Source organism: Providencia sp. PROV269 (genome assembly GCF_028477785.1).
GTDB classification, from domain to species: Bacteria; Pseudomonadota; Gammaproteobacteria; order Enterobacterales; family Enterobacteriaceae; genus Providencia; species Providencia rettgeri.
The window spans coordinates 81,773-104,304 of the sequence record NZ_JAMPLV010000006.1; the positions used below are offsets into that span (position 1 = coordinate 81,773).

The following is a 22,532-nucleotide window of genomic DNA, read 5'->3' on the forward strand; positions in this document are numbered from 1 at the left end:
TTAATGAGAAAAATAAAGTAAGGATATGGTAATAGAGATTGTCAACAAGACACCAAAGTAAAACATCAGAGGAAAAGGTAACTTATCATCAATTTCTAAATAAACGAGAACAACACGCAATAATATAGCGCCAACCAATCCAATTAAGACACATAGCATCCAATAAGGGAAATAAGCGCCTAACATGGGGAATAATGGGGAATGTCCTTGGTTGCATCCCATTAACAATAAGGATAGCAGGCTAACGCTGATAATATGGCGATATTTTCTAATTAAGCTCAAGATAACTCACCTATCATATTATGATTAATTAACTTATTAATTAATCACTACTATAACTCTTTTTAAATAATAATCGAATAATAAATCGAAAGTTTATTAAACCTATAAAATGAAATGAAATAAAAAAATGAATTAAAGATACATAAACCAGCCACTAAATGCCGAGAACCCTCCCAAGAGGGCAATTGAGGGTTACTTCAAAAGCTATTTTTGCTTTATACCTACCGGTAAAAATGACTAAACAAAACGCCCTGTATCGCAACTAGCTTATGCGGATAACACTGAAAGTTAGTAACAGCTTATCATTTGTTTATCCGCTTATTTAAAATACCAATTAACCCGTTATTTGCCTCTCACCTTGCGTATCAACCAATAAGCGCTGGTTAATATACTCAATCGCCTCATCTATAGTCATGATTTTATTCACAACATTAGTAATTCCTTGCCCAATAATGACTTCAGCTTGGCGCAAATTAAACAACTTACCGTTTGGAATTGAAGATTCACGGATACCTCGATTTATTTCTTGATAAGCCAGTGGCATCCATGGATAGCGATAGCAAACCTCTTGATTATGGCTGAAATCTTGATGATTACTGTTTCCACCCAACAAAATGAGGTGATCCATTACTATTGGTGAATAAAGCCAACGATAAAATTGTTCTGCATAATGTGTTTTTTGGCTATAGCGAGATACCCCTAATGCCCCACCCCCCAATTGAGGGACTCCCCCTGGTACAGGGGCAAAACCAATTTTAGGGAAAATATTACTGTGAGCAACATCGTTAAATAGGTTCATATAAGCAATCAGCATAGCAAGTTTCCCTTGCTCAAATTGTTCTACTGATTCGCTCCACCATTTATTATGAATATTTTCTGTAATAGAAACCTGGTGGAGGTATTCATCTAATACCTGACCCGCTAATGGCATTTCTAATCTAGGAATATTACCATTACTTATTAACTTTCCTCCTGCCGCGTAATACCTTAATAAGTACTCAGTGGCAATTAACCCCGCACTGCCTAACGTCGTTGATGCACCGATAGGCCGTAAAAACTCACCTTCTTCATGTAGCTCTGTAAAAAATTGGGTTACCTGATCGTATTCATCAAAAGAAGTCGGTACTGTTAGTTCTTGTCCTGTTTTCTCGTAATACATTCTTTTTAAAATAGGATCTTCAAAGAGATCTTTACGATAAAATAACATTTGTGCACTGGCATCAAATGGCATTGCATAAGCAGTATCATTCACCAAACTAAATTTTTGCTGTGTTGGTAAGGAAAAGTTACTTAATAAATCAGTCACCCCATTCCCGACTTTATCTAACGGTTGCAAGATGCGTTCCGCAAACCAAGGAAAGCAGGCCATATCGATACGTAGTAAATCATAATAAGGATGTAAATGGAGCTGCCCTAAAATTTGGTAAACTTCATCATAAGGATAAACTGCTAAATTAACCTTAATTCCTGTTTGTCGATAAAAATGTGGCAGTAGCTTTTTAAGTGCGTTTGTTGAAGGGCTGGGTAAAATGAGTAAATTTAAGGTTGGATCGGATTTATTGTCAGTAATTATTGCCGATGTTGCCGTATAAAGGTTACCACTTTGATTACGAACGTAGACAGTATTCTTCCCCACCGTTTTCTTTGCGTGATCTTCTCTCATCAGTTCATCGACCACTTCCAACCCTAATTGTGCATAGTTCATTGGGAAACAATGTAACCCTTTTAGTATCGGAGGAATGTTACCACTTAAAGCAAAAATTGCAGGGCAATCACCTTCACTACCAAAAAAACTAGCTTGGGTTAAAAAACTAGCTTTTTCAATGTCTTCAGCAACAAATAAATCGGGTATTTGCTCCTCAGAGAAAAAATCAAAAGCTGCCTTATAAGATTCATCATTAGAAGCACGAATAATAATAAATTTTTTATTCGGGGCCTGCTGTTTAAGGTTATTTTGTAACTCACTGACAAAGGTGGCGTGCTCTAAATCACCATGATCATCGCTAAAAATACCCACTAGCTGGCTTCGACTTGTCGCAATTTGTTGGCAAATGGCATCAGCTGCCTGAGAGTAATCCAATGTGAAAAAATGGTAAGCGTTTACAGGCTGACGATAAATAAAAATAATTTGAGAAGCGGCTAATTTTAAGGTGTCAAAATAGATAGCGGCATCCTGCAAACAACTGACTGCTACGACTTGCTTATAGCCACCAGCGGCAATTTTTTGTAATGCATCGAGTTCTGTCGTCTCCAGATCATCCGTCAAGAATAGATCATAAGTTATCTCTGGATACTGAGCCATAGATTGCCTAAATGAATTAAAAAATATTGCATACTTATCAGACACCAATTGCGGTAAAAGTATTGCTATCTTTTGGCTCTTATTGGTTCTCAATAATTGAGCTTGTGTATTTAACTGGTACCCCATTTGCTTGGCGGCTTTATAGACTGCTTCAATTTTCTCAACACTCACATTCCCCCGCTTATTCAGAACATTAGAAACGGTTCCATGAGAAACACCTGCTAATTTTGCGATATCCTTGATTGTTGCCATTTGTCTTTTTCACCTTGATTATTGCTGCCAATAGCATACCTGAATTATTCATCGCGACTACCGATAATTGATTTGAACGTTCCACTCTCAATTAGTTTATAAAACAAACGAATAAAATAAAGATTACTTTTCTTGCCTTTCTTTTGCAGGGCAATATTAAACAATAATAAAATCAATGATATAAAAAATAATCTTTGAATGAGATCACTGATCTAAATAACATTTATTGGCAATAACAACCCCCAGCATTACTATTGGAACGTTCAAATTGATTTATTTTTTGTTTGAACACCAACACCAGGGATCAAAAATTCCAAAATAAAACTATAAAATACAGGTAATTATTATGAAACTTCACTTTTTAGGCACCGCGGCTTCTGAAGGCATACCAAATCCTTTCTGCCGCTGTGAGCACTGCCAAAAAGCAAGAGAGCTTGGAGGAAAAGATATTAGAACCCATTCTTCCGCCATTGTGGATGATCTTATGTTGATCGATGTTTCCCCGACATTTAGCTATCAGTTAATGCGTGACGGAATGGATGCAACTAAGTTTGAAAGCTTACTATTTACCCATACTCATCCTGACCATTTTAATGTCGGCGATTTATTCAGCCGCATGGAAGGTTATGGTTTTGAAATTCACCATCCATTACATATTTTTGGTAATGACCGAGCAATTAATGGCTGCCTTGACGTTCTACCCGGCTACAGTAAAGAGCGTTTCGATTTCCACTGTTTAATCCCTTTTGTCACCGTCGAAAGGAACGGTTATAAAATTACGCCATTACTTGCAAACCATGCTAAATGGGAACTTTGCTATGTCTATCATATTGAAAAAAATGGAAAAGCTATTTTTTATGGACATGATTCAGGTTGGTTCCCTGAATTAACCTGGAAATGGTTGGAAAATAAACAACTTGATATCGTCGTATTTGAATGCACTTACGGGCTCAATGGGAAAAACCGTACAGATAATCACATGAGCCTAGAAACCGTCTTTGCAGCTAAAGAAAAACTGCAGCAACAAGGCTGCCTGCATTCAGAAACTCAAATTGCTGTTTCACATATTTCCCATAGTGGCAAATTACTTCATGACGAATTAGAAGCGGTTTGTGCACCTTATAATATCCGCGTTGCTTATGACGGATTAACGCTAGAAGCATATTAAGAGGAAAACTAATCATGGATATGAAAATAACCTCTCGCTTACTGATCATGATGTTTGTGCAATATTTCATGCAAGGCGCATGGAATATGACAATGGGACTTGTGTTAAGTACTTATGGGATGGCAAACATCATTGGTAATGCTTACGCTTTATTAGGTGTAGCAACCATTATTTCCCCTTTATTCATTGGTATGGTTGCTGACCGTTTCTTTGCTTCACAAAAAGTAATGGGAACACTGCATTTAATTAATGCGGCCGTTATTCTATGTGTTCCTCAATTTATTGAGGCACAAAATAGCGGCATGACCCTGTTTATGATTTTTATTATTGGGCTACTGTTTTATCCAACAACTGCGCTTTCTAATAGCATCAGCTTCTCTCATATTAATGGTGTGAAATATTTCCCTATTATTCGTGTATTTGGCACATTCGGTTTTATGGCTATCGGATTTATATTAGGGGAAATGGGCTTCTCAGGTAGTACTATGACTTGGTATATCGCATCCGCTGTTGCTGTATTACTAGGTTTCTACTGCTTTACTTTGCCAAATACACCACCAAAAGCGAAAGGTAAACCTTTCTCCGCTAGAGATATTCTATGTTTAGATGCACTTTCATTATTTAAAGACCGTTATTTCGCTATCTTAATGTTTAGTATCTTTGTATTAATGATACCGAAAACAGCTTACTCCGCTTATATCCCTGTATTTATTAAAACACTTGGATTCGATAATGCAGCATCTATCATGCAAATTGGTATTGCATGTGAAGTCCTATTTATGTTTGTGCTGTCATTCTTCTTAATGAAATTCGGTTTCAAAATCACCTTACTTCTTGGCGCAGTAAGTTGGATTATTCGTTCAATGTTATTTTCCTATGCTGCAGTAGATTCCGGTTTCTACTTCATTATTTTCGGATTGATGCTTCAAGGATTATGCTGGGACTTCTTCTTTACAGCAGGTGATATCTACGTTGACCGTAAAGCAAAACCTGAGATCAGAGCGCAAGCTCAGGGTTTACGCTTTATTGTTTCAAATGGCTTTGGCTTATTATTTGCTTCAACAATTTGTGGTGAAATCTTTAATTCAACTGTCACAGAGGCAGGTAGCGCAGCATTACCACAATGGGGAACATTCTGGCATTACCCAGCTATCGTCGCCGCTGTTGTCACCGTTTTCTTTATCTTCTTCTTTAAAGACGATGTGTCTAAAAAGAAAAATGGGGAAAATGAAAAACCAGCAAATCGCGTTACAGCACAATAATAATTAAGGAAAGGGTAAGGTCACGTCAGGAGCAAGCCATGGATTTATTTATACAGTTTGTTGGCACCATTGGCCCTTTATCACTATCAAGTATTGCTAAACTACTAGCCGCCTTCGTTTTAGGCGGCTTAATTGGCTTAGAACGTGAATCAAAGGGAAAACCTGTTGGTTTTAAAACTTGTGTCATTATCGCCGTTGCCAGCTGTTTATTAACCATCGTTTCTATTCAGTCAGCGGAATATTACGCCAATATCTCTGACAATATACGTAGCGACCCAATGAGATTAGCTGCACAAATAATTAGCGGAGTGGGCTTTCTAGGCGCTGGGGTTATATTGCATCGTCGTGATGATGCCATTTCAGGTCTAACAACTGCAGCCATTGTTTGGGCTTCAGCCGGTGTTGGAATTGCCTGTGGTTCAGGGTTCTACTGGCATGCTATCATCGTTACAATCCTTTTTTTCTTAGCAATACAACTCAGTCCTCAAGTTGCTTTATTTCAGATGAGAAACCAAAAACTAGGAAAAATTAAAGTTCGAATGCTATTTACTCATGAAAAAGGTGTTCCTTTGCTTATTGAGTACCTAAAAAGCCACAAAGACTTAATTGAGAATCTCACCATCAGAGATATCAAGAAAGAGCGTGTCGAGGTAAATTTAAAGCTATTAGTACGCCAAAAAATCACTTTACCTGAATTTTACTGCTCCTTAAAACAGTTGGAGTATGTCCACTCTGTTTCTTTAGATCACTAATTCTTTCTTTTTCAAAGTGATATATTTTCGCTAAATAAAATGTGAATTATTTTAATAACCTGTTTATTTTAGCAGGTTATTTATCTATAAATTCCCCATCGACACTATAAGTGCCGTAAATCCTCTGGAATATTCTTTTTTAAAATGCGCCAAAAGTCCTCTGCAGTTTTATTTAGCCTTGTATCCATACGGTAGATATAAGCTTGGATAGGTATCGTTAATTCAGGCGTATCTAGACAAACGAGTTTCTTTTCTTTCAATTCATTCACTACAGAATAAATAGGCAACCATGCTATGCCATGACCATCCAAAGCCATATTTTTTAATAACTCACTCATTGATGACATAAAAAGTGTTTTCGAATTGATCGTACCAAATTCACTTAACCGACGATTAACTAACCTTCCCATATATGAAGCACTTGTGTAATTCAACAACGGCACTTGAGGTTGATAGATGTCAAATAGCGGCTTACCATGCTCATCTGCGGCACAAATTGGGTATAATTCAGATTCAAATACATTCAATGAGGAAAATGGAGATTGCATGAGATCTTCATCATAAAATGAGATAATAAAGTCACTCTTCCCTTCTCTCAATGCGTTGACAACTTGTACGACATCAATGGCTTCAACATGGTAAACAAACTCCTCACCGTAACCGGACAGCCCATGGACTAATTTAGGTAGTAATGTTAATGACAACGAATGAGCGGCAGCAATTTTAATATTTGGTAGACTCAATACATTATGGCCGGATAATTCATTTAAGTTACATTCCAGTTGTTGTAGTAAACTACGTGCTTGGGAATGGAAAATTTTGCCCTCTTCAGATAACTGTAAAGGGGAAGTCGTTCTATCAAATAATTCAACACCAATAGCTTCCTCTAACGCTTTAATACGACGGCTAAACGCGGGCTGAGAAATATTTCGTTGTTCTGCGGCATGAGAAAAATGTCGGCACGACTCTAGTGTTAAAAAATCATATAGCCATTTTGTTTCTATATTCTTCATCTTATTAAGCCTTAAATTGACTTGCTGTTAAAATATAAGAAATTAAAAGTATTTTTATTGATATTTTAAGTTAATGATTAGTTAAGCAACCAAACAAAATTTGTAGATACATTATTTGTATTATGCATAGCCCTACTATTTAAAACATTAACAAAAATCAAAAATTAATTTTATTTAATTTATTTACATCATAAAACCTAGTCTATTCAGGCTCTCAGAGCAATTTATTAAAATAACTTTATTTTGAATAAAAAACTTAATGCATATCTTGCATCAACCCATACTTACTTGCATTTCTCATCCAAGATAAACATTGATAAATATTAGCCATAGGTTATGGCAGTAATATTTAGGTTAATAATTATTTTAATGCCAACCTATATGTTAAATAAATGAAGGAATATAAGCATTTATTGATTTTTATTTTATAAAAAAGCTGATGAAATGCAGGGGTATTAAAATGAAAGGTTTAATTGGTGTATTAGGTGGTATGGGACCTGCCGCTACTGTCGATTTATTTAATAAATTCGTTAATTATACCGTAGCAAATAGAGACCAAGAGCATATCCCTTTAATTATATCATCTATTCCTGATATACCAGATCGAACAGAGGCGCTATTAAACCGTGGTGAATCTCCTCTACCTTTAATGACTGACTATCTAAAAAAACTAGAAAATGCAGGTGCTGAATGTATTGTTATTCCTTGTAACACCGCACATTATTGGTTTAGTGAACTGAAAGATATTTGCCACGTCGATATGCTAAGTATTGTTGAGACAACAATGAAAGAAGTGCTAGCAACCAAGAAAAAAAATATCGGATTACTTGCAACAAATGCCACTATGTATATGGGGTTGTATCAAAAAAATATAGAAAATAAATATTTAAACTGCATCACGCCTGATAAAGAAAGCCAAGACAAAGTTATGGAAAGCATTTATTTATTAAAATCAGGAAATAAAAAAATGGCTGAGGCCATTATGAAAAAACAAGCTGAGGCATTATTCTCCCGAGGTGCAGAAATTATTGTTCTTGGCTGCACTGAAGTTCCCGTCATTCTTGAAAATGAAATAAATAATTATCCAGATAAATATATCGACTCAACCAGTACCTTAGTCAGAGCAAGTATTCACTGGTATGAAAGTAGAGTCGGGAAACAAAATTTAATGATAAATAAAAATATTTAATTTTATATCAAATATCAAAAATTAATTTTTAATATTACTAATGACAATATATTGTCTATTGGAGACGATTATGGTTTGGCTAGAAATCATTGTTGTATTAGGTGCAATATTCTTCGGTATACGGATGGGGGGAATTGGTATAGGACTCTGCGGTGGATTAGGATTAGCAGTTCTAACCATTGGGTTTGGTTTACCTATTGGCTCCCCACCTGTTGATGTTATTTTAATTATTATGACCGTCGTGGTAGCAGCATCTGCATTACAAGCTGCAGGTGGAATGGATTATCTCGTACGCCTCGCCAGTAAGTTTATGCGTAAAAACCCTAAGTACCTGAATATTATAGCGCCAATCATCACTTGGGTGATGACTATCATGGCTGGTACAGGCTTCATTGTTTTCTCTATGCTACCAGTGATAGCCGAAATCGCAAAAGATTCAGGCATTCGCCCATCCCGAACATTAGCAGGCTCAGTGGTTGCATCACAAATTGCTATTTCAGGTTCGCCAATCAGCGCCGCAATGGCAGCAATGTTGACAATAATGGAAGGTAATGGCGTTACTTTCATCGTTGTCATGTCAGTCTGCTTACCTGCCTCTTTTGTTGCAGCCATGGTTGCGGCATTTATCGCATCACGCCAAGGCTGTGAACTAGAAGACGATGAAGTTTATCTTGAGCGCTTACAAAGAGGCTTAGTCCATAAATACGAAGAAAAAACAGGTGAAAGTACCACCAGAGAAAAGTTTTCAGTTGTCTTGTTTATCATTGCCACTGTCGCGATTGTCATCCTTGCTGCCTTTCCGCAATTGCGTCCCGGCTTTGATATCGGTAAACCTATGGGCACTCGCGATATTATTATCATCTGCATGTTAAGTGCTGCATGTTTGATGGTGATATTCTGTAAAACATCACCAAACTCAATCGTTCTAGCACCCACTTTCCGTTCAGGAATGAGTTCACTTGCAGTGATATTGGGTATTGTTACCTTAGGGACGACATTTGTTGATGCACACATGGACCAAATTAAAGCGATAGCTGGAGATGTGTTATCTGCATATCCTATTTTATTAGCTTTAGTTCTGTTTTTTACCTGTGCATTGTTATATTCACAAGGTGCCACAACACCATTAATTATTCCGTTAGCTATTGCCTTAGATGTTCCCACATGGGCAATTTTGGCCTCTTTTGTCGCCGTCACCGGGGTATTTGTCTTACCCACTTACCCAACATCATTAGCAGCAATTGAATTCGACTCAACAGGGTCTACTCGGGTTGGAAAATATATTTTAAATCATCCCTTTATGTTACCAGGCCTAGGTGGAATTATTGCAGGTGTCGCCTTCGGTTTTATCATTGCACCAATGATTGTCTAACATAAAGACGTGAGGCTTCCACATATTTATAACAAGATAACAAAATGATTTTATTGACAAAATGAAGTTAAACTTTGGCTCTATTTGGCTTTATACTTTGCAAGATTGGCAAAATACAATAACAAAGTATAAAGCTGTTTTTTTATGCCTTCTTCAATGTTCATTAGGTATATCTGCAAAGAAAATATAATTAACAGCACGTAAAAATACCCCATTACTCTATTCAATTTTTTAAATTAAATTTTATAAATTAAAAATAACGTTCTATTAACCATTTTGCGTCTCTTTATTTAATGTAAATTTAATTTGTTTTCATATAAAAATGTGAGCTGAAATGTTTTTGCATAAATTATCCACTTCTGAAAATAGTTAAAATAATTATACTCGGCTTCATATTCATTTCTTGAAAAACTAAAAAAAGGAATGAAATAAGATTTTTATTATAATTTTCATTGTGTTACAAAATCATTTTTGACAGTCTCATTTTCCAATGAAAGTACTCAATTAGGTGACTAAAATTAGGGGTTAAATCACAAATTTTAGTTTTTTACATTCATACTTTCAAAAATGACGACGTCGTCATATTAAAAAGAATTTATTTTATCTATAACATTAAACAACCATTTTTCTTACATACATATCATTATTGATAGTTAAGCGTTAAAAAACTAAAGCAAATGCGTTATAAAAAAACGCTTAATGTTGACGTCAACATTAGGGTTAACAACTAGAAAGAGGTTTTAGAACATGAGTAACCTACCTGAAAAAATGAAAGCTGTTGTTTGTCATGGACCGCATGATTATCGCTTTGAAAACATTAAAAGACCGACGCCAGGATTTAGAGAAGTTGTCATCAAAGTTGATGGATGTGGGATCTGCGCTGGCGACTGTAAAGCCAATGATGGCGCTCAAATGTTCTGGGGTGATGACCCATGGATTAAAGCACCTGTAGTTCCTGGCCATGAATTTTATGGGCGCGTTGCTGAACTCGGTGAAGGTTCCGCTGAAAAATTCAAATTAAAGGTAGGCGACCGCATCTTAGCTGAGCAAATTGTCCCGTGTTGGGAATGCCGTTTCTGTAAATCAGGCAAATATTGGATGTGTGAAACCCATGATATTTACGGTTTCCAAAAAGAAGTTGCCGATGGTGGTATGGCTGAATATATGCGTTTTTCAGAGCGTGCCATTATCCACAAAATCCCTGATGAACTATCTGATAAAGATGCCGCATTAATTGAACCGATGGCTTGTGCTATCCACACCGTACGCCGTGGTGATATCGATTTAAATGACGTCGTCGTCATTGCTGGTGCAGGCCCACTTGGGCTATGCATGATCCAAGTCGCCAAATTAAAAACACCGAAAAAATTGGTTGTTATTGATGCGATTGATGAACGTCTTGAATTAGCGAAAAAATTTGGTGCAGATGTTGTTATCAATCCACTGAAAGAAGATGCCATCAAATTAGTCAAAGATATGACGGAAGGCTATGGCTGTGATGTTTATATTGAAGCAACTGGCGCCCCAATTGGCGTTACTCAAGGGCTAGAAATGATCCGTAAGCTTGGTCGTTTCGTTGAGTTTAGCGTGTTTGGTAAAGAAACAACCGTTGACTGGTCAATCATTGGTGACCGCAAAGAACTTGATATCCGCGGAGCTCACTTAGGCCCATATAGTTATGAAGTCGCTATTGACCTATTTAGCCGTGGCTTAGTTAGTGCTGATGATATCGTTACCCACTTCTATTCCATCGATGATTGGGAAGAAGCTTTTGTCATGGCGAAATCGGCAGACTCAATTAAAGTCGTCATCAAGCCATAAACATGTTTTTAACTGGTAGTAATAATTGATAATTCAAATAAACACTAAATAAGTAAAAACCCTACATATAATTAAACGCTCTTTTAGGAGAACATCTTATGCTGAGTAAATTTAAAAAGTTGGCTGTAGCTGCAAGTGTACTGACTTTAGGTATGGCTTTTAACGCTACCGCTAAGCCAGTTTCAGTGGGTATGTCATTTCAAGAATTAAACAATGAATATTTTGTCACCATGAAGGAAGCCTTAGAGAGCGCAACAGGTGATATGGGTGCCCAACTATACATCTCTGATGCGGCTCATGATGTATCAAAGCAAACCAGTGATATCGAAGATATGTTACAGAAAAAAATCGATATTCTGTTAATTAACCCGGCCGATAGCGTTGGTGCAGAAACAGCTGTACTGGCTGCGAAAAAAGCGGGCGTTGTGGTTATCGCTATTGATGCACAAGCAAATGGCCCAATTGACTCTTTCGTCGGTTCTAAAAACTATGATGCTGGCTTAATGGCGGGTAAACGTTTAGGTGAAGCATTAGGCGGCAAAGGTGAAGTGGCTATTTTAGATGGTATTCCTGTCGTACCAATTCTTGAGCGTGTTCGCGGCTTTGAAGCAGCGATGAAAGAATACCCAAATATTAAAATCGTAACTAAATTGAACGGTAAACAAGAACGTGATACTGCGATGAACGTTACCGAAAATATGCTGCAAGCGAATCCAACTCTCAATGGGATCTTCAGTGTTAACGATGTCGGTTCTTTAGGTGCACTAGCAGCGATTGAATCTTCTGGCCGTGATGTCAAATTAGTGAGTGTTGACGGTTCTCCTGAAGCTGTTGCTGAAATTGCCAAAGGCAACTCTCCATTTATTGCAACTTCAGCGCAATTCCCTCGTGATCAAGTGCGTATTGGTTTAGCAATGGGCTTAGCAAAATACTGGGGTGCCAATGTTCCTAAAGAAGTCCCAATTGATGTTAAATTGATCGACAAAACCAATGCAAAAGATTTCCACTGGTAATCGCTAGTTATCAATAACCGATGTATTGCACCTGTATTTCTGATGTTCGGTGCAATACATTTTCATAAATATTAATTATTAAATGCATATTGGAATAAAAATTCCAAATGGCTTTGTTACCCATTTTTAAGCAGTTGAGAAATATAGGGAAGCAATATGATGCAATTATTAGCATTAAAAGATGTCAGCAAAACTTTCCCTGGGGTTAAGGCGTTAGATAATATTAATCTTTCCCTCGAAAAAGGAGAGGTTCACGCATTATTAGGTGAAAACGGCGCAGGTAAATCAACGCTAATGAAAGTGTTATGTGGAATACATAAACCTGACAGCGGACAAATCCTGATTGAGGGCAAAGAGCACACCTTTCATAACTACAGAGATGCAATCAAAGCTGGCGTAGGTATTATTTTCCAAGAATTTTCTCTTATTCCTTATTTAAATGCTTTTGAAAATATATTTTTAAATCGAGAGTTAAAAAATAAGTTTGGTTTATTAGATAGAAAATTAATGCGAAAAAAATCACAGGAAATCTTAGCTGAGCTGGGTGTCAACATTAATATTGATGAACCTATTAGCCATTTAAGTATCGCGGAACAGCAGTTTGTTGAAATCGCAAAGGCATTATCTTTAGACGCTAAAATTTTAGTATTAGATGAACCAACTGCAACATTAACCCCCAATGAAGCAAATCATTTATTCGATGTAATGCGTGATTTAAAAGCTAAAGGGGTTGGAATGTTTTTTATTTCACATCATTTAGAAGAAATTTATGAAATCTGTGACACCATCAGTGTACTGCGTGATGGACAATATATTGGGTCACGTAAGGTTGATGAAACAGATTTAGACGTTATCATCGAAATGATGGTTGGCCGTGAAGTTGAAAATATTTATCCTCATAAACGCCAATTCAACGAGCAAGAAGTCATCTTAGATGCTGAAATTCAGCGCTTCTCATATAGCCCAACTAACCACCTTCAATTAAAAAAAGGTGAAATTCTGGGGCTTGCGGGGTTGGTCGGTTCCGGTCGTACAGAGACTATTCTTGCCATGATTGGTGCTGACAAAGCATACAAGAAAAAAGTTATTTTAGAAGGCAAAGAAGTTAAAGTTAAATCGGCTGCAGCTGCGCTGCAATTAGGTATCGGTTTATTACCCGAAAGCCGAAAAACCCAAGGTCTTGTATTACCCTTCTCCGTTAAAGAAAATATATGGTTAAACAATCACGCTCAAAAATTATTTTTAATTCAAAATAAAAAAGAACTCACTTTATCTATTGATCTAATTTCCCAAGTAAAAGTTAAAACACCAGAGCCTCACACTGCGGTTTCTACTTTAAGTGGTGGAAATCAACAAAAGGTTGTTATTGCTCGCTGGCTAAATAAACAAGCCAAAATTCTTATTTTCGACGAACCCACTCGAGGAATTGATGTCGGGGCAAAATCAGAAATTTATCAGTTAATGCGCTCTCTAACTGAAAAAGGAATTTCCATTATTATGATTTCATCGGAGCTACCAGAAGTTATTGGTGTCAGTGATAGAGTTTTGGTTTTTCGAGATGGCGAAATTGCCGCTGAGTTAACTGGAGATGAAATAAACTCAACTCAGATCATGGTACATGCGGCCGGCAATATTATATAGGATAACGACTATGTCTAATCAAAGTGCAATTCCATTAACTAAAAATAAGTTTAGTTTTTCTAAGTTAACTAAAATACCTGCATTTTTACCACTTGTTGGTTTAATTCTTTTATTTGTCTGCATGTCCATTTTTAATGAACATTTTTTAACTGTAAATAACCTTTCTACTATTGCTCGTCAGGTTTCTATTAATGCCATTATCGCTATCGGTATGACATTTGCTATCTTAACTGGTGGAATTGACTTATCCGTTGGTGCTGTTATGGCACTTTCTGGAACCTTGATGGCTGGCTTAATGAAATATTATGGAATGGATCCTTATGCAGCCATTGCTCTGGGGTTATTATCCGGTGTTGCTTTTGGCTTTATTAATGGGATTTTAGCGGCTTATGGTAAAATGCCGCCCATCATTGTCACCTTGGGTGCCATGATCATTGCTAAAGGCCTCGCCTTAATTTATACCGGTGGCTACCCAGTTTCAGGATTACCTCAAGAGTTTGCTTTTTGGGGACGAGAAGAATTAATGGGGATCCAAGTTCCTATTTTATTAATGCTTGGCCTTTATCTTATTTTCTATGTTGTACTAAATCATGTCTCTTTTGGCCGCTATATTTACGCGATAGGCGGTAATGAAGAAGCCGCTCGTCTCAGTGGTATCCGCGTTGAACGTTATAAAATGTTAGTTTACGTCATTAGCGGTTTTACTGCGGCTTTCGCTGGGTTAATATTTACCTCTCGAGTCATGAGCGGGCAACCCAATGCAGGCGTAGGCTTTGAGTTAGATGCAATTGCTGCAGTCGTACTCGGCGGTGCTTCAATCGCAGGGGGCCGTGGTATGATCATTGGCACACTCATTGGCGCAATGATCTTAGGTGTACTCAATAATGGTTTAAATTTATTAGGTATTTCACCTTATGTTCAATATATTGTAAAAGGCCTAATTATTTGGGGGGCGACCTTAATTAGTTCAATGAAACGCTAAATGAATAGTTTCTCATAACCATTAAAATAGGCAGGTATCGTTACCTGCCTATTTATATTTTTCATACATTAAATTACATGTATGTTAACTGTGCTCATATGCAACTCAAATTCTTTAGAGTACATATAAAAATCATAACGTACTTTATTTCTGATTCTTATTAATAAACAACAAGTTTCCCATCAACAAATATTTGTTTTGTTTTATGATCTTTATGTGAATCTCGTTCTATCTCAGAAAACAATAACTCAGTTGTTAATTCACCAAGATATACCGAATCATGGTGTACACCAGAAATAGATAAATGGTAAGTATCTGCATAGGGAGGTAAATCAACAGAAAAATAGCGGCAAGAAAGGCCTAATTCTAAAATGATTTTATACATTCCAGCTGTAATAATTCCATTCAACCCAACTATATACATATTAGGTGTGTACAGCTCTTGGACTTTTTTCCTTAAATAATCTTCATCATTCTTATTAAACATATAGCTACTGTATAAGACATTGATGCTTTTTCTATTTGGAAAATTTTCATATATCCCCGCTAAACGGGATAAACTAATTTCGGAGCCTTCTGGCCCTGAAACAATAAGTGTATTCTCACTATTTTGTTGGTTAAGAAATTTTCCTGTTAAAGCACCTATTTCAAAGTTTTTCAAGAATAAACCCGAATACTTATTTTGATAACCATAAATTGAACGGTCAACAAAAACCAAAGGCACATTGTGTTGGTCAATTAATGATAAGTAACTTGGTTGATAGTCTTTATCGTCACGAACTGGCGATAGTAGAATACCGCTCGCCTTGTAACTGACTAACGTTTCAATTGCTGTTTTTTCTGCTTTTTCATCGCTATCTGAATCAAAAATCATGACTTGATAGCCTTTTTCTTTCGCTAAGCGTGAAACTGTTTGAATAAGCACCACATAAAATGGGTTAAATGTACTGTCAGTGACCACACCTATTATACGGCTATTTTTATTTTTCAGATTACGCGCAAAAAGGTTTGGGACATAATTGAGTTCTTGCGCAATAGCTAATATTTTATCTCGAGTTTCTTTCTTTACCATCTCAGGATGATTAAATGCTCTAGAAACTGTAATATCAGTTACATTAGCACGTTTTGCTATATCAATTATCGTTGTTGAGCTATCTTGTTTTGTCATAATTATACTAGTCAACCTTTAATGATTACCCGGAAGAATATATTAGCAATCCATTTTACTATTATCTGGGTAGAAAAAATGCGATTATTCATTATACCTCTTTGAGCTTGAAGATAAATCAATTTCACTTTCATTAAGGAGAATAAATGACTGATAATTCAAAATAGTGACACATGCCGCATGAATTATAAAAAACCACTTAATTGCTTGATATTTAAAATCTATTTTAAATAACATTTAATTCAATCAGTACTGATAAAATCAACCATAGAGCAACAAAGATAACAACACTTGAAAATAATATTTGGATAGCCTTATTGGAAATATAATGCGTTATTAATCGACCAATTAATAAACCAATAACACAAGAAGCAATGAAAACAAGACTAATTTCTTTAGGGTACTGGAACCCATTCCAGACATTAATGAAAATACTAATACTACCAATACAAAAAATGACCATTAATGATGTTGCAATAATACTCTTCATATTTAAATTAGTGAATTTTCGCAATGCAGGAACAATAATAAAACCACCTCCCACACCTAACAGCCCAGTAAGTAACCCAGTAACAACACCAATGCCCCCCAAGATTAAAGCAGTTTTAGTATTCCAAATAAATTTTCCAGTGTCTTTATTAATTATACAATGAACATCATTCTGCACATCTGCTCGATTGAAAAATATACGGCATCCGACGTAAATCATAACGAAACTAAAAGCAAGCGTTAACCAAACTGGTGGGGTAACATGGGCAAGATAAACACCATATTTAGCGGAAGGAATGCTCAATAATGCTATCCAAATAGCCGCTTTATAGCGAATGTTATTTTTTATAAGGCCCTGAACAACACCAATAAATGCAGCAATTGTAACCGCTAAAAGACCAACGGGTGCCGCTAATGCCACACTCCAATTTTGGCTTGCCATTAACGCTGGAACAGCAAGAATACCACCACCGGCTCCCGTTAAACCAAGTAGGCAACCTATCAATAACCCTTCTAATATCAGTATTAGCATTGTGAATGACTTATCATTATTTTCAAATATATTCGCTGAGCATTAACGCTTCCCAAGTGCTTTATTCAATACCATTAATGCACAATTAAATGACACTTCTCCAGCAATAATATCGATTAAACGAGTATCTTGGAAAATCGCAATTGTCGGCACTGATTTTATACCATATTTAGGAGCCAAAGTGGGTGACTGAGCAATATCCACAAGACCAAAAACAATATTATTTTGTTGAAAATGCTCAGAAAGTTTAATGAAAATAGGGTGCATGCTTTTACAAGGCAAACACCAAGATGCCGAAAAATAAACAACTACCGTTTGATGCTCTTCCTGACCTAGAGGGTAAAGTGTGCTTGAGAAATTATCACTATCTAACTGTAAGATATGAGGCATTATACGCTACCTTTTTATACATTTTTTCTTGAACTAACATACTGAAGTGATGCTTCAGATAATATATCACCTCTTATCCATTAGTTGTTCAATATTATTGATAAATTAAATATTACCTAAAAATCAATTGGTTGAGTTAAATTTAATCATAAAAAAATACACGCGTGAAAAATAATAAGTAGTTAAAATAAAATCTGTATTCATTTAACAAAAAATAACCATACAATATATATACGCTACTTTTATTTTTTATTATGCATTAATTTTTTATTTGTGAATATTCTTGTCGTTATAGTAACGACGTCGTTTAATATAACTTAAAGGTGTTCATAATGAAAAATAGACTATATCTTTTACTCTTATTAATATTTAGCCCTTCAATTTTTGCTCATTTAGATTCTGCTTATTACAGAAGCGCTTCTGATGGATTTACGGCGAAGCCTAAATGGATGGATACTCTTAGAGATGATATAATGCTTTCCGAAATAGCATTACCTGGGACTCATGATAGTGCTGCATATAAAAATTTTGTAGATAGTGTGTCAACACAAGCATTAAATTTTGACCAACAATTAGAATATGGTATTAGAGTATTTGATATCAGGGTGAGGCATACGAGTAATGCATTTGCCCTACATCATGGTAGTATATTTCTTGATGTTATGTTTGGTGATTTTATGAATTCCATTAATATTTTTTTATCAAAAAACCCTTCTGAAACCATTATTTTTAGGTTAAAACAAGAAATAGCCCCTGACAATAATAACACTCGCCCCATGAATAAAACATTAGAGTATTACATTGAATTATATAAAGATAAATATTTTAATTTACAGTCTATGGATACAAAATTAGGTGATGTTAGGGGAAAATATATGATACTTAGCAATAATGCTGCTTTTCATAATTATGGTTTAGCTTACGAACTTACAAGTATACAAGATAATTTCCATTTAAAAACCAATTGGCATTTATATTCAAAATGGGAGGCAGTAAAAACACAATTAGACCGTGCAAGTAATGGAAATAATAATAGAATCTATATCAATTACTTGAGTGGCTCTGGCGGTTCGTTTCCTTATTTTGTTGCAAGCGGGCATTCATCTCCAGGTACCTCAGCACCCCGTCTTTCTACCGGCTTAACCACTCCAGGATGGAAAGATAGTTATCCGGATTTCCCTAGAACATCTTGTGCTGGTATTTGTACAATTTCCTTTGAAGGTACAAATATTCTAACTCGAGATAAATTAAAATATTATAATAGCCTAAATATGAAACGCTCTGTCGGGATAATTATGGCTGATTTTCCTGGTGAGTCTTTAATAAGCCATGTAATAGATAATAATAAGAACCTACGAAAATAATTATTTTAAAATAAAGCATATAAAAGAATAAATTTTTTCCTTTATTTTTAATAATATCCAAACAGATTTTATTTTAACTAGAAATTTATTACAAAATCACTTAACACCCAAATTTCTAATTTGCTATTTGGCTGGTGAGAGATAAGTTTATTAATGCAAGTCCCAGTATTTTCTAAGACTTGCATCCGTCCCGCAATATCCGTGATTTGTTTGCCTAACTGCTAATGACCGCACCATCGAGCTGGGCGTGAATGCCAGCGGTCACTTCTGTGTCGGTATAAAACTGGCTGTCACTCTTTTCAAATCCGCTACCTTTATTCACACTCGCATTGACATTCCAACCGCCTGTACTGATACCCGCACCGATTGAGCCACCTTTACTTTCATTTTTGCCATCCACCGTTTGCGTATTCGTCGCACTGGTCAGGTTGATATCATTTTTGGCAGTTATCCGGGTATTTTGTCCACTGATCTCACCTGAAAGTTGATTAATAACGGTCGTTGTGTTTAAAGCCAGTTCGCCAAGGCTAGAAAATAAACAAGGAAAAACAATTTATTGATTTTCGGCTGATAACACAAAGCGGGAAAAAATACGCTTTATCCCGCTTTGTCAACAACCTCAAGGGCAGTTTTACTTTGCCCTTATATTCTGTGAAAGGAAAAATATCTAACTATTACTTATATTCAGTTTCAATGCAGCGGCGATAGCGAGAGGAGAAAAGGTAATGCTCGCTGCAAATAACGCGGCAAGAATGGCAAAATAGCCATCGAGAGGCATTTTAAAGCTATGTGCCTCCATCGTACCCGTTGCATAAATAAGCACTGGAATATAAAGCGGCAAAACGAGCAGACTAACTAAAACCCCGCCTTTTTTTAAGGAAACCGTTAATGCCGCACCAATCGCGCCAATAAAACTTAATACCGGCGTCCCTAGTAATAAAGTACCCGCCAACACCAATAGCGTGTCTGCACTAAAAGACAACATTAATGCCGCAACCGGAGATAACAAGATCAATGGCAACCCAGTTACTAGCCAGTGGGCGATCACCTTAGCAAATACGGTTATAAATAAAGGATGTGGCGCAAGTAACAATTGCTCAAGGGAGCCATCAAGATAGTCATCCTTAAATAAACGCTCTAGTGATAATAGTGAAGACAAAATAGCCGCGACCCAAAATACCCCAACGGCAATACGCGCTAATAATTGAGGCTCAGGACCGATACTAAGCGGAAATAATGTGATAACAATTAAGAAAAACCACAACGGGTTAACGAGCTCAGAAAAACCTCGGAAAGCAATTTTAAGCTCCCGTTTAATTAATAACCAAAACATGATTCAACCCCACCCGTCAGTTTTAGTGAACCAAATTGCCCTGACATCGCTTGGTGAGAGGTAAACAAAATAATCCCCCCCTGCTCTGCATGCTGATGAAAACGTTCTGTTAAACGAGCGACTCCCGCCACATCAATTGCGGTGAAAGGCTCATCAAGTATCCACAGAGGGGCTTCGCTTAGCCATAGCCTGGCTAAATTAACGCGCCGTTGTTGCCCTGCAGAAAGTTGGCTAACAGGAATATCTTCATAACCGATTAATGAAACTTCCTCTAAAGCAGACCAAATCCGCTCGCCTTCATGCCCTTTATGGTGCATTTGATAATAAAACTTGAGGTTTTCATAAGGTGTCAGTAACGATTTAACCGCAGGTTTGTGGCCTAAATAAAGTAAATGGCGAGTGAATTCTTCTTTTAGCTTATCAATCGATTGATTATTCCAACAGACCGCACCTTCATCAGGTTTTAATAACCCAGCCATCATACGTAGCAGGGTTGTTTTTCCCGCTCCATTAGGCCCTTCAACTTGTAAGATTTCACTGGGCTGCACAATAAAATCAAGTTGATGGAATAACACCCTATTTTGCCGATGGCAACTCACTTGTTGAGCACTTAGCATGAAGCACAATTCCTGTTGTTTTTATTTTGAGGTTAGCTTTTTGCAACTTTGTTCAACAGCATATCACTAATAGAGTCACTCGATATTGCTTCACCGCAAAGCACTTGCATCAAAACCTCTGAACCTAAGGTCGATAATGAAAACAACATATCAGGTTTAAGTAAGCGAACTTTATCCATATTACTTTCTTGATTAATTAATACCACGGTTTTCACCGTGCCCTCAACACCCGCTTGTTCTTTCACGCCCAATAGGGCAAAAGTGCTGAGCGAATCGCTATCCGTCATCACCAGTACGCACTTAGCATGTTTTACGTTTGCTGCTGCTAGCAATTCCGAACTGGTGGGGTCGCCCGTTACAATGTTATCTTTTTCTGGATAATGGCTACGATGGTTTTCTTGGCAAATCACGGCTACAGGTAGCTCTCGTTTTTTCAGCCCTTGATAAACATTGACGGCCATCGGTGTGCTACCAATCACCACATAATGATTTTTCATATAAGAAAACCTCTTACGCACAATTTCTTTCGTGCCTTTTGCTAACACCCCAACAATATAAACCACTGAAGTGGTAAAAATTGTGATCCCTAAAATAATCACTGTCACCGTGAACACACGCGCATCCACGGTGACCGGTACAATGTCACCAAACCCGACCGTCGTCATGCATACTAAAGCAAAATAAAAGGCCGTAGTGCCATCTTTAACCACTGGCGAAAATTCATTACCAATGTATAAAGTGCCAAAAATGGAGTAAAGCAACAATGCGATAATACACGTGATCGCCACAAACCCTGCACTAGTTAAGCTATGATGATGATATAGCTTCCAAAACACACACAATGCAATTAATAAAAAGAGCGAGAAATAACCTTGGTGAATGTTTTCTTGCGCTAACCTCAAATCAACAAATGAAATAATTCCAAGTAAAAATAATGAGAACACCCATGCGATACGGGCTCCATTAACCATAAATAGCGATAGGAAGATAAGCGAAATCCCCAATAGAAAACGAGGAATATCCAGCAGTTTCATAAAACCGAGTGATTTCAACCACTGTGTCAGCCCAGACTCACGCCAATCAATATAGTCGGTATAAGCACTTAACACAGGCTTTAGAATCATTGTGCCATCAATAATAATTAATAATGAGAGCAGCACCCTGATTGATAAGGATGATTTCAAAAAAGCCACAAATGAGTTGTCTAACATAAGTTGCTCTCACCCTTTATTGATAATGTTGGTCAAATTTTTATACACCATAAATAGGTTAAAAGATAATATCAACTGAATGAAATATTATTAAACAATAATTCAAGATTTTACTGTTTTAGTATCAGCGTATAAAACATTGTCTATAATGCAATATCATAGAAACAGTTTCGAGCTGTAACTTGGCTCAGAAGTGCAGTTAACCCCCTGCATCTTGAAAGATGCCGATTCATACTCTAAATATTTCGAGAGGCAGGTAAGCGACAAATGACGATAGGCAAGGAGCATAGGTAAACTATGTGACTTGGCGAGCGGAGTACAGTTAACACCCCTGCATCTTGAAAGATGACGAGTATGGGGAACTTAAATTACATCTTCA

At 36.7% G+C, this 22,532-nt stretch carries 20 protein-coding genes; 10 read left to right on the top strand and 10 right to left on the bottom strand.

Annotation, left to right across the window (positions count from 1 at the left end; all coding sequences use genetic code 11):
• Together PR683_RS10615 and PR683_RS10620 are read right to left on the bottom strand one after the other, a co-directional pair.
• Positions 1-282, bottom strand: a complete 282-nt coding sequence (locus PR683_RS10615; RefSeq protein WP_004905217.1) for a YtcA family lipoprotein — start codon at positions 280-282, stop codon at positions 1-3.
• 334 nt (positions 283-616) lie between these two features.
• Positions 617-2,836, bottom strand: coding sequence for an extracellular solute-binding protein (locus tag PR683_RS10620; RefSeq protein WP_004905219.1), 2,220 nt, complete (start codon positions 2,834-2,836; stop codon positions 617-619).
• A gap of 346 nt (positions 2,837-3,182) precedes the next feature.
• Here PR683_RS10620 and PR683_RS10625 point away from each other — a divergent pair, with 346 nt between their 5' ends.
• The 3 genes from PR683_RS10625 to PR683_RS10635 are packed head-to-tail and all read left to right on the top strand — an operon-like array spanning position 3,183 to position 6,018.
• Positions 3,183-4,004, top strand: a complete 822-nt coding sequence (locus PR683_RS10625) for an MBL fold metallo-hydrolase (RefSeq protein WP_109911954.1) — start codon at positions 3,183-3,185, stop codon at positions 4,002-4,004.
• Positions 4,005-4,018: 14 nt separating this feature from the next.
• Entirely contained in the window at positions 4,019-5,266 is a 1,248-nt protein-coding gene (locus tag PR683_RS10630) for an MFS transporter (protein WP_109911953.1), read from the top strand.
• A 38-nt stretch (positions 5,267-5,304) separates the two neighbouring features.
• On the top strand, positions 5,305-6,018 hold the full coding sequence (locus PR683_RS10635; protein WP_109911952.1) for an MgtC/SapB family protein: 714 nt from the start codon (positions 5,305-5,307) through the stop codon (positions 6,016-6,018).
• A gap of 104 nt (positions 6,019-6,122) precedes the next feature.
• On the opposite strand, the gene hypT is transcribed toward PR683_RS10635, so the two are convergent.
• A complete protein-coding gene (hypT, locus tag PR683_RS10640) occupies positions 6,123-7,031 on the bottom strand; it encodes a hypochlorite stress DNA-binding transcriptional regulator HypT (protein WP_004914205.1) in 909 nt (302 codons plus the stop codon).
• 460 nt (positions 7,032-7,491) lie between these two features.
• Here hypT and PR683_RS10645 point away from each other — a divergent pair, with 460 nt between their 5' ends.
• The 6 genes from PR683_RS10645 (at position 7,492) to PR683_RS10670 (ending at position 15,049) form a co-directional block, all read left to right on the top strand.
• On the top strand, positions 7,492-8,220 hold the full coding sequence (locus tag PR683_RS10645) for an aspartate/glutamate racemase family protein (protein WP_109911951.1): 729 nt from the start codon (positions 7,492-7,494) through the stop codon (positions 8,218-8,220).
• 70 nt (positions 8,221-8,290) lie between these two features.
• On the top strand, positions 8,291-9,592 hold the full coding sequence (locus PR683_RS10650) for an anaerobic C4-dicarboxylate transporter (RefSeq protein ID WP_272581787.1): 1,302 nt from the start codon (positions 8,291-8,293) through the stop codon (positions 9,590-9,592).
• 747 nt (positions 9,593-10,339) lie between these two features.
• Positions 10,340-11,413 carry a zinc-binding dehydrogenase gene (locus tag PR683_RS10655; protein ID WP_004914213.1) on the top strand — a complete coding sequence of 358 codons (1,074 nt, stop codon included), beginning with the start codon at positions 10,340-10,342 and terminating at the stop codon, positions 11,411-11,413.
• A 152-nt stretch (positions 11,414-11,565) separates the two neighbouring features.
• On the top strand, positions 11,566-12,426 hold the full coding sequence (locus tag PR683_RS10660) for an ABC transporter substrate-binding protein (protein ID WP_370661211.1): 861 nt from the start codon (positions 11,566-11,568) through the stop codon (positions 12,424-12,426).
• Between the two features lie 156 nt (positions 12,427-12,582).
• Complete coding sequence (locus PR683_RS10665) at positions 12,583-14,067, top strand: sugar ABC transporter ATP-binding protein (RefSeq protein WP_109911950.1); 1,485 nt, start codon at positions 12,583-12,585, stop codon at positions 14,065-14,067.
• 10 nt (positions 14,068-14,077) lie between these two features.
• Positions 14,078-15,049, top strand: coding sequence for an ABC transporter permease (locus PR683_RS10670; RefSeq protein WP_004905244.1), 972 nt, complete (start codon positions 14,078-14,080; stop codon positions 15,047-15,049).
• A 160-nt stretch (positions 15,050-15,209) separates the two neighbouring features.
• On the opposite strand, the gene PR683_RS10675 is transcribed toward PR683_RS10670, so the two are convergent.
• From PR683_RS10675 to PR683_RS10685, 3 genes are all read right to left on the bottom strand, one after another.
• Complete coding sequence (locus tag PR683_RS10675; RefSeq protein WP_109911949.1) at positions 15,210-16,217, bottom strand: LacI family DNA-binding transcriptional regulator; 1,008 nt, start codon at positions 16,215-16,217, stop codon at positions 15,210-15,212.
• A gap of 226 nt (positions 16,218-16,443) precedes the next feature.
• Complete coding sequence (locus PR683_RS10680; RefSeq protein WP_117162831.1) at positions 16,444-17,238, bottom strand: sulfite exporter TauE/SafE family protein; 795 nt, start codon at positions 17,236-17,238, stop codon at positions 16,444-16,446.
• Between the two features lie 42 nt (positions 17,239-17,280).
• A complete protein-coding gene (locus PR683_RS10685) occupies positions 17,281-17,628 on the bottom strand; it encodes a thioredoxin family protein (protein WP_117162832.1) in 348 nt (115 codons plus the stop codon).
• A gap of 332 nt (positions 17,629-17,960) precedes the next feature.
• Here PR683_RS10685 and PR683_RS10690 point away from each other — a divergent pair, with 332 nt between their 5' ends.
• Positions 17,961-18,992, top strand: a complete 1,032-nt coding sequence (locus PR683_RS10690) for a phosphatidylinositol-specific phospholipase C (protein WP_004914233.1) — start codon at positions 17,961-17,963, stop codon at positions 18,990-18,992.
• A 214-nt stretch (positions 18,993-19,206) separates the two neighbouring features.
• Here PR683_RS10690 and PR683_RS10695 read toward each other — a convergent pair whose 3' ends face one another.
• From PR683_RS10695 to PR683_RS10710, 4 genes are all read right to left on the bottom strand, one after another.
• Positions 19,207-19,545, bottom strand: a complete 339-nt coding sequence (locus tag PR683_RS10695) for a hemagglutinin repeat-containing protein (RefSeq protein ID WP_080641522.1) — start codon at positions 19,543-19,545, stop codon at positions 19,207-19,209.
• A 114-nt stretch (positions 19,546-19,659) separates the two neighbouring features.
• A complete protein-coding gene (ccmB, locus tag PR683_RS10700; protein WP_004914238.1) occupies positions 19,660-20,325 on the bottom strand; it encodes a heme exporter protein CcmB in 666 nt (221 codons plus the stop codon).
• Entirely contained in the window at positions 20,310-20,942 is a 633-nt protein-coding gene (gene ccmA / locus PR683_RS10705) for a cytochrome c biogenesis heme-transporting ATPase CcmA (protein WP_004914240.1), read from the bottom strand. Before ccmA ends, ccmB begins: the two co-directional genes overlap by 16 nt.
• 32 nt (positions 20,943-20,974) lie before the next feature.
• Complete coding sequence (locus PR683_RS10710; RefSeq protein WP_004914242.1) at positions 20,975-22,153, bottom strand: ion channel; 1,179 nt, start codon at positions 22,151-22,153, stop codon at positions 20,975-20,977.
• Positions 22,154-22,532: the final 379 nt, after the last annotated feature.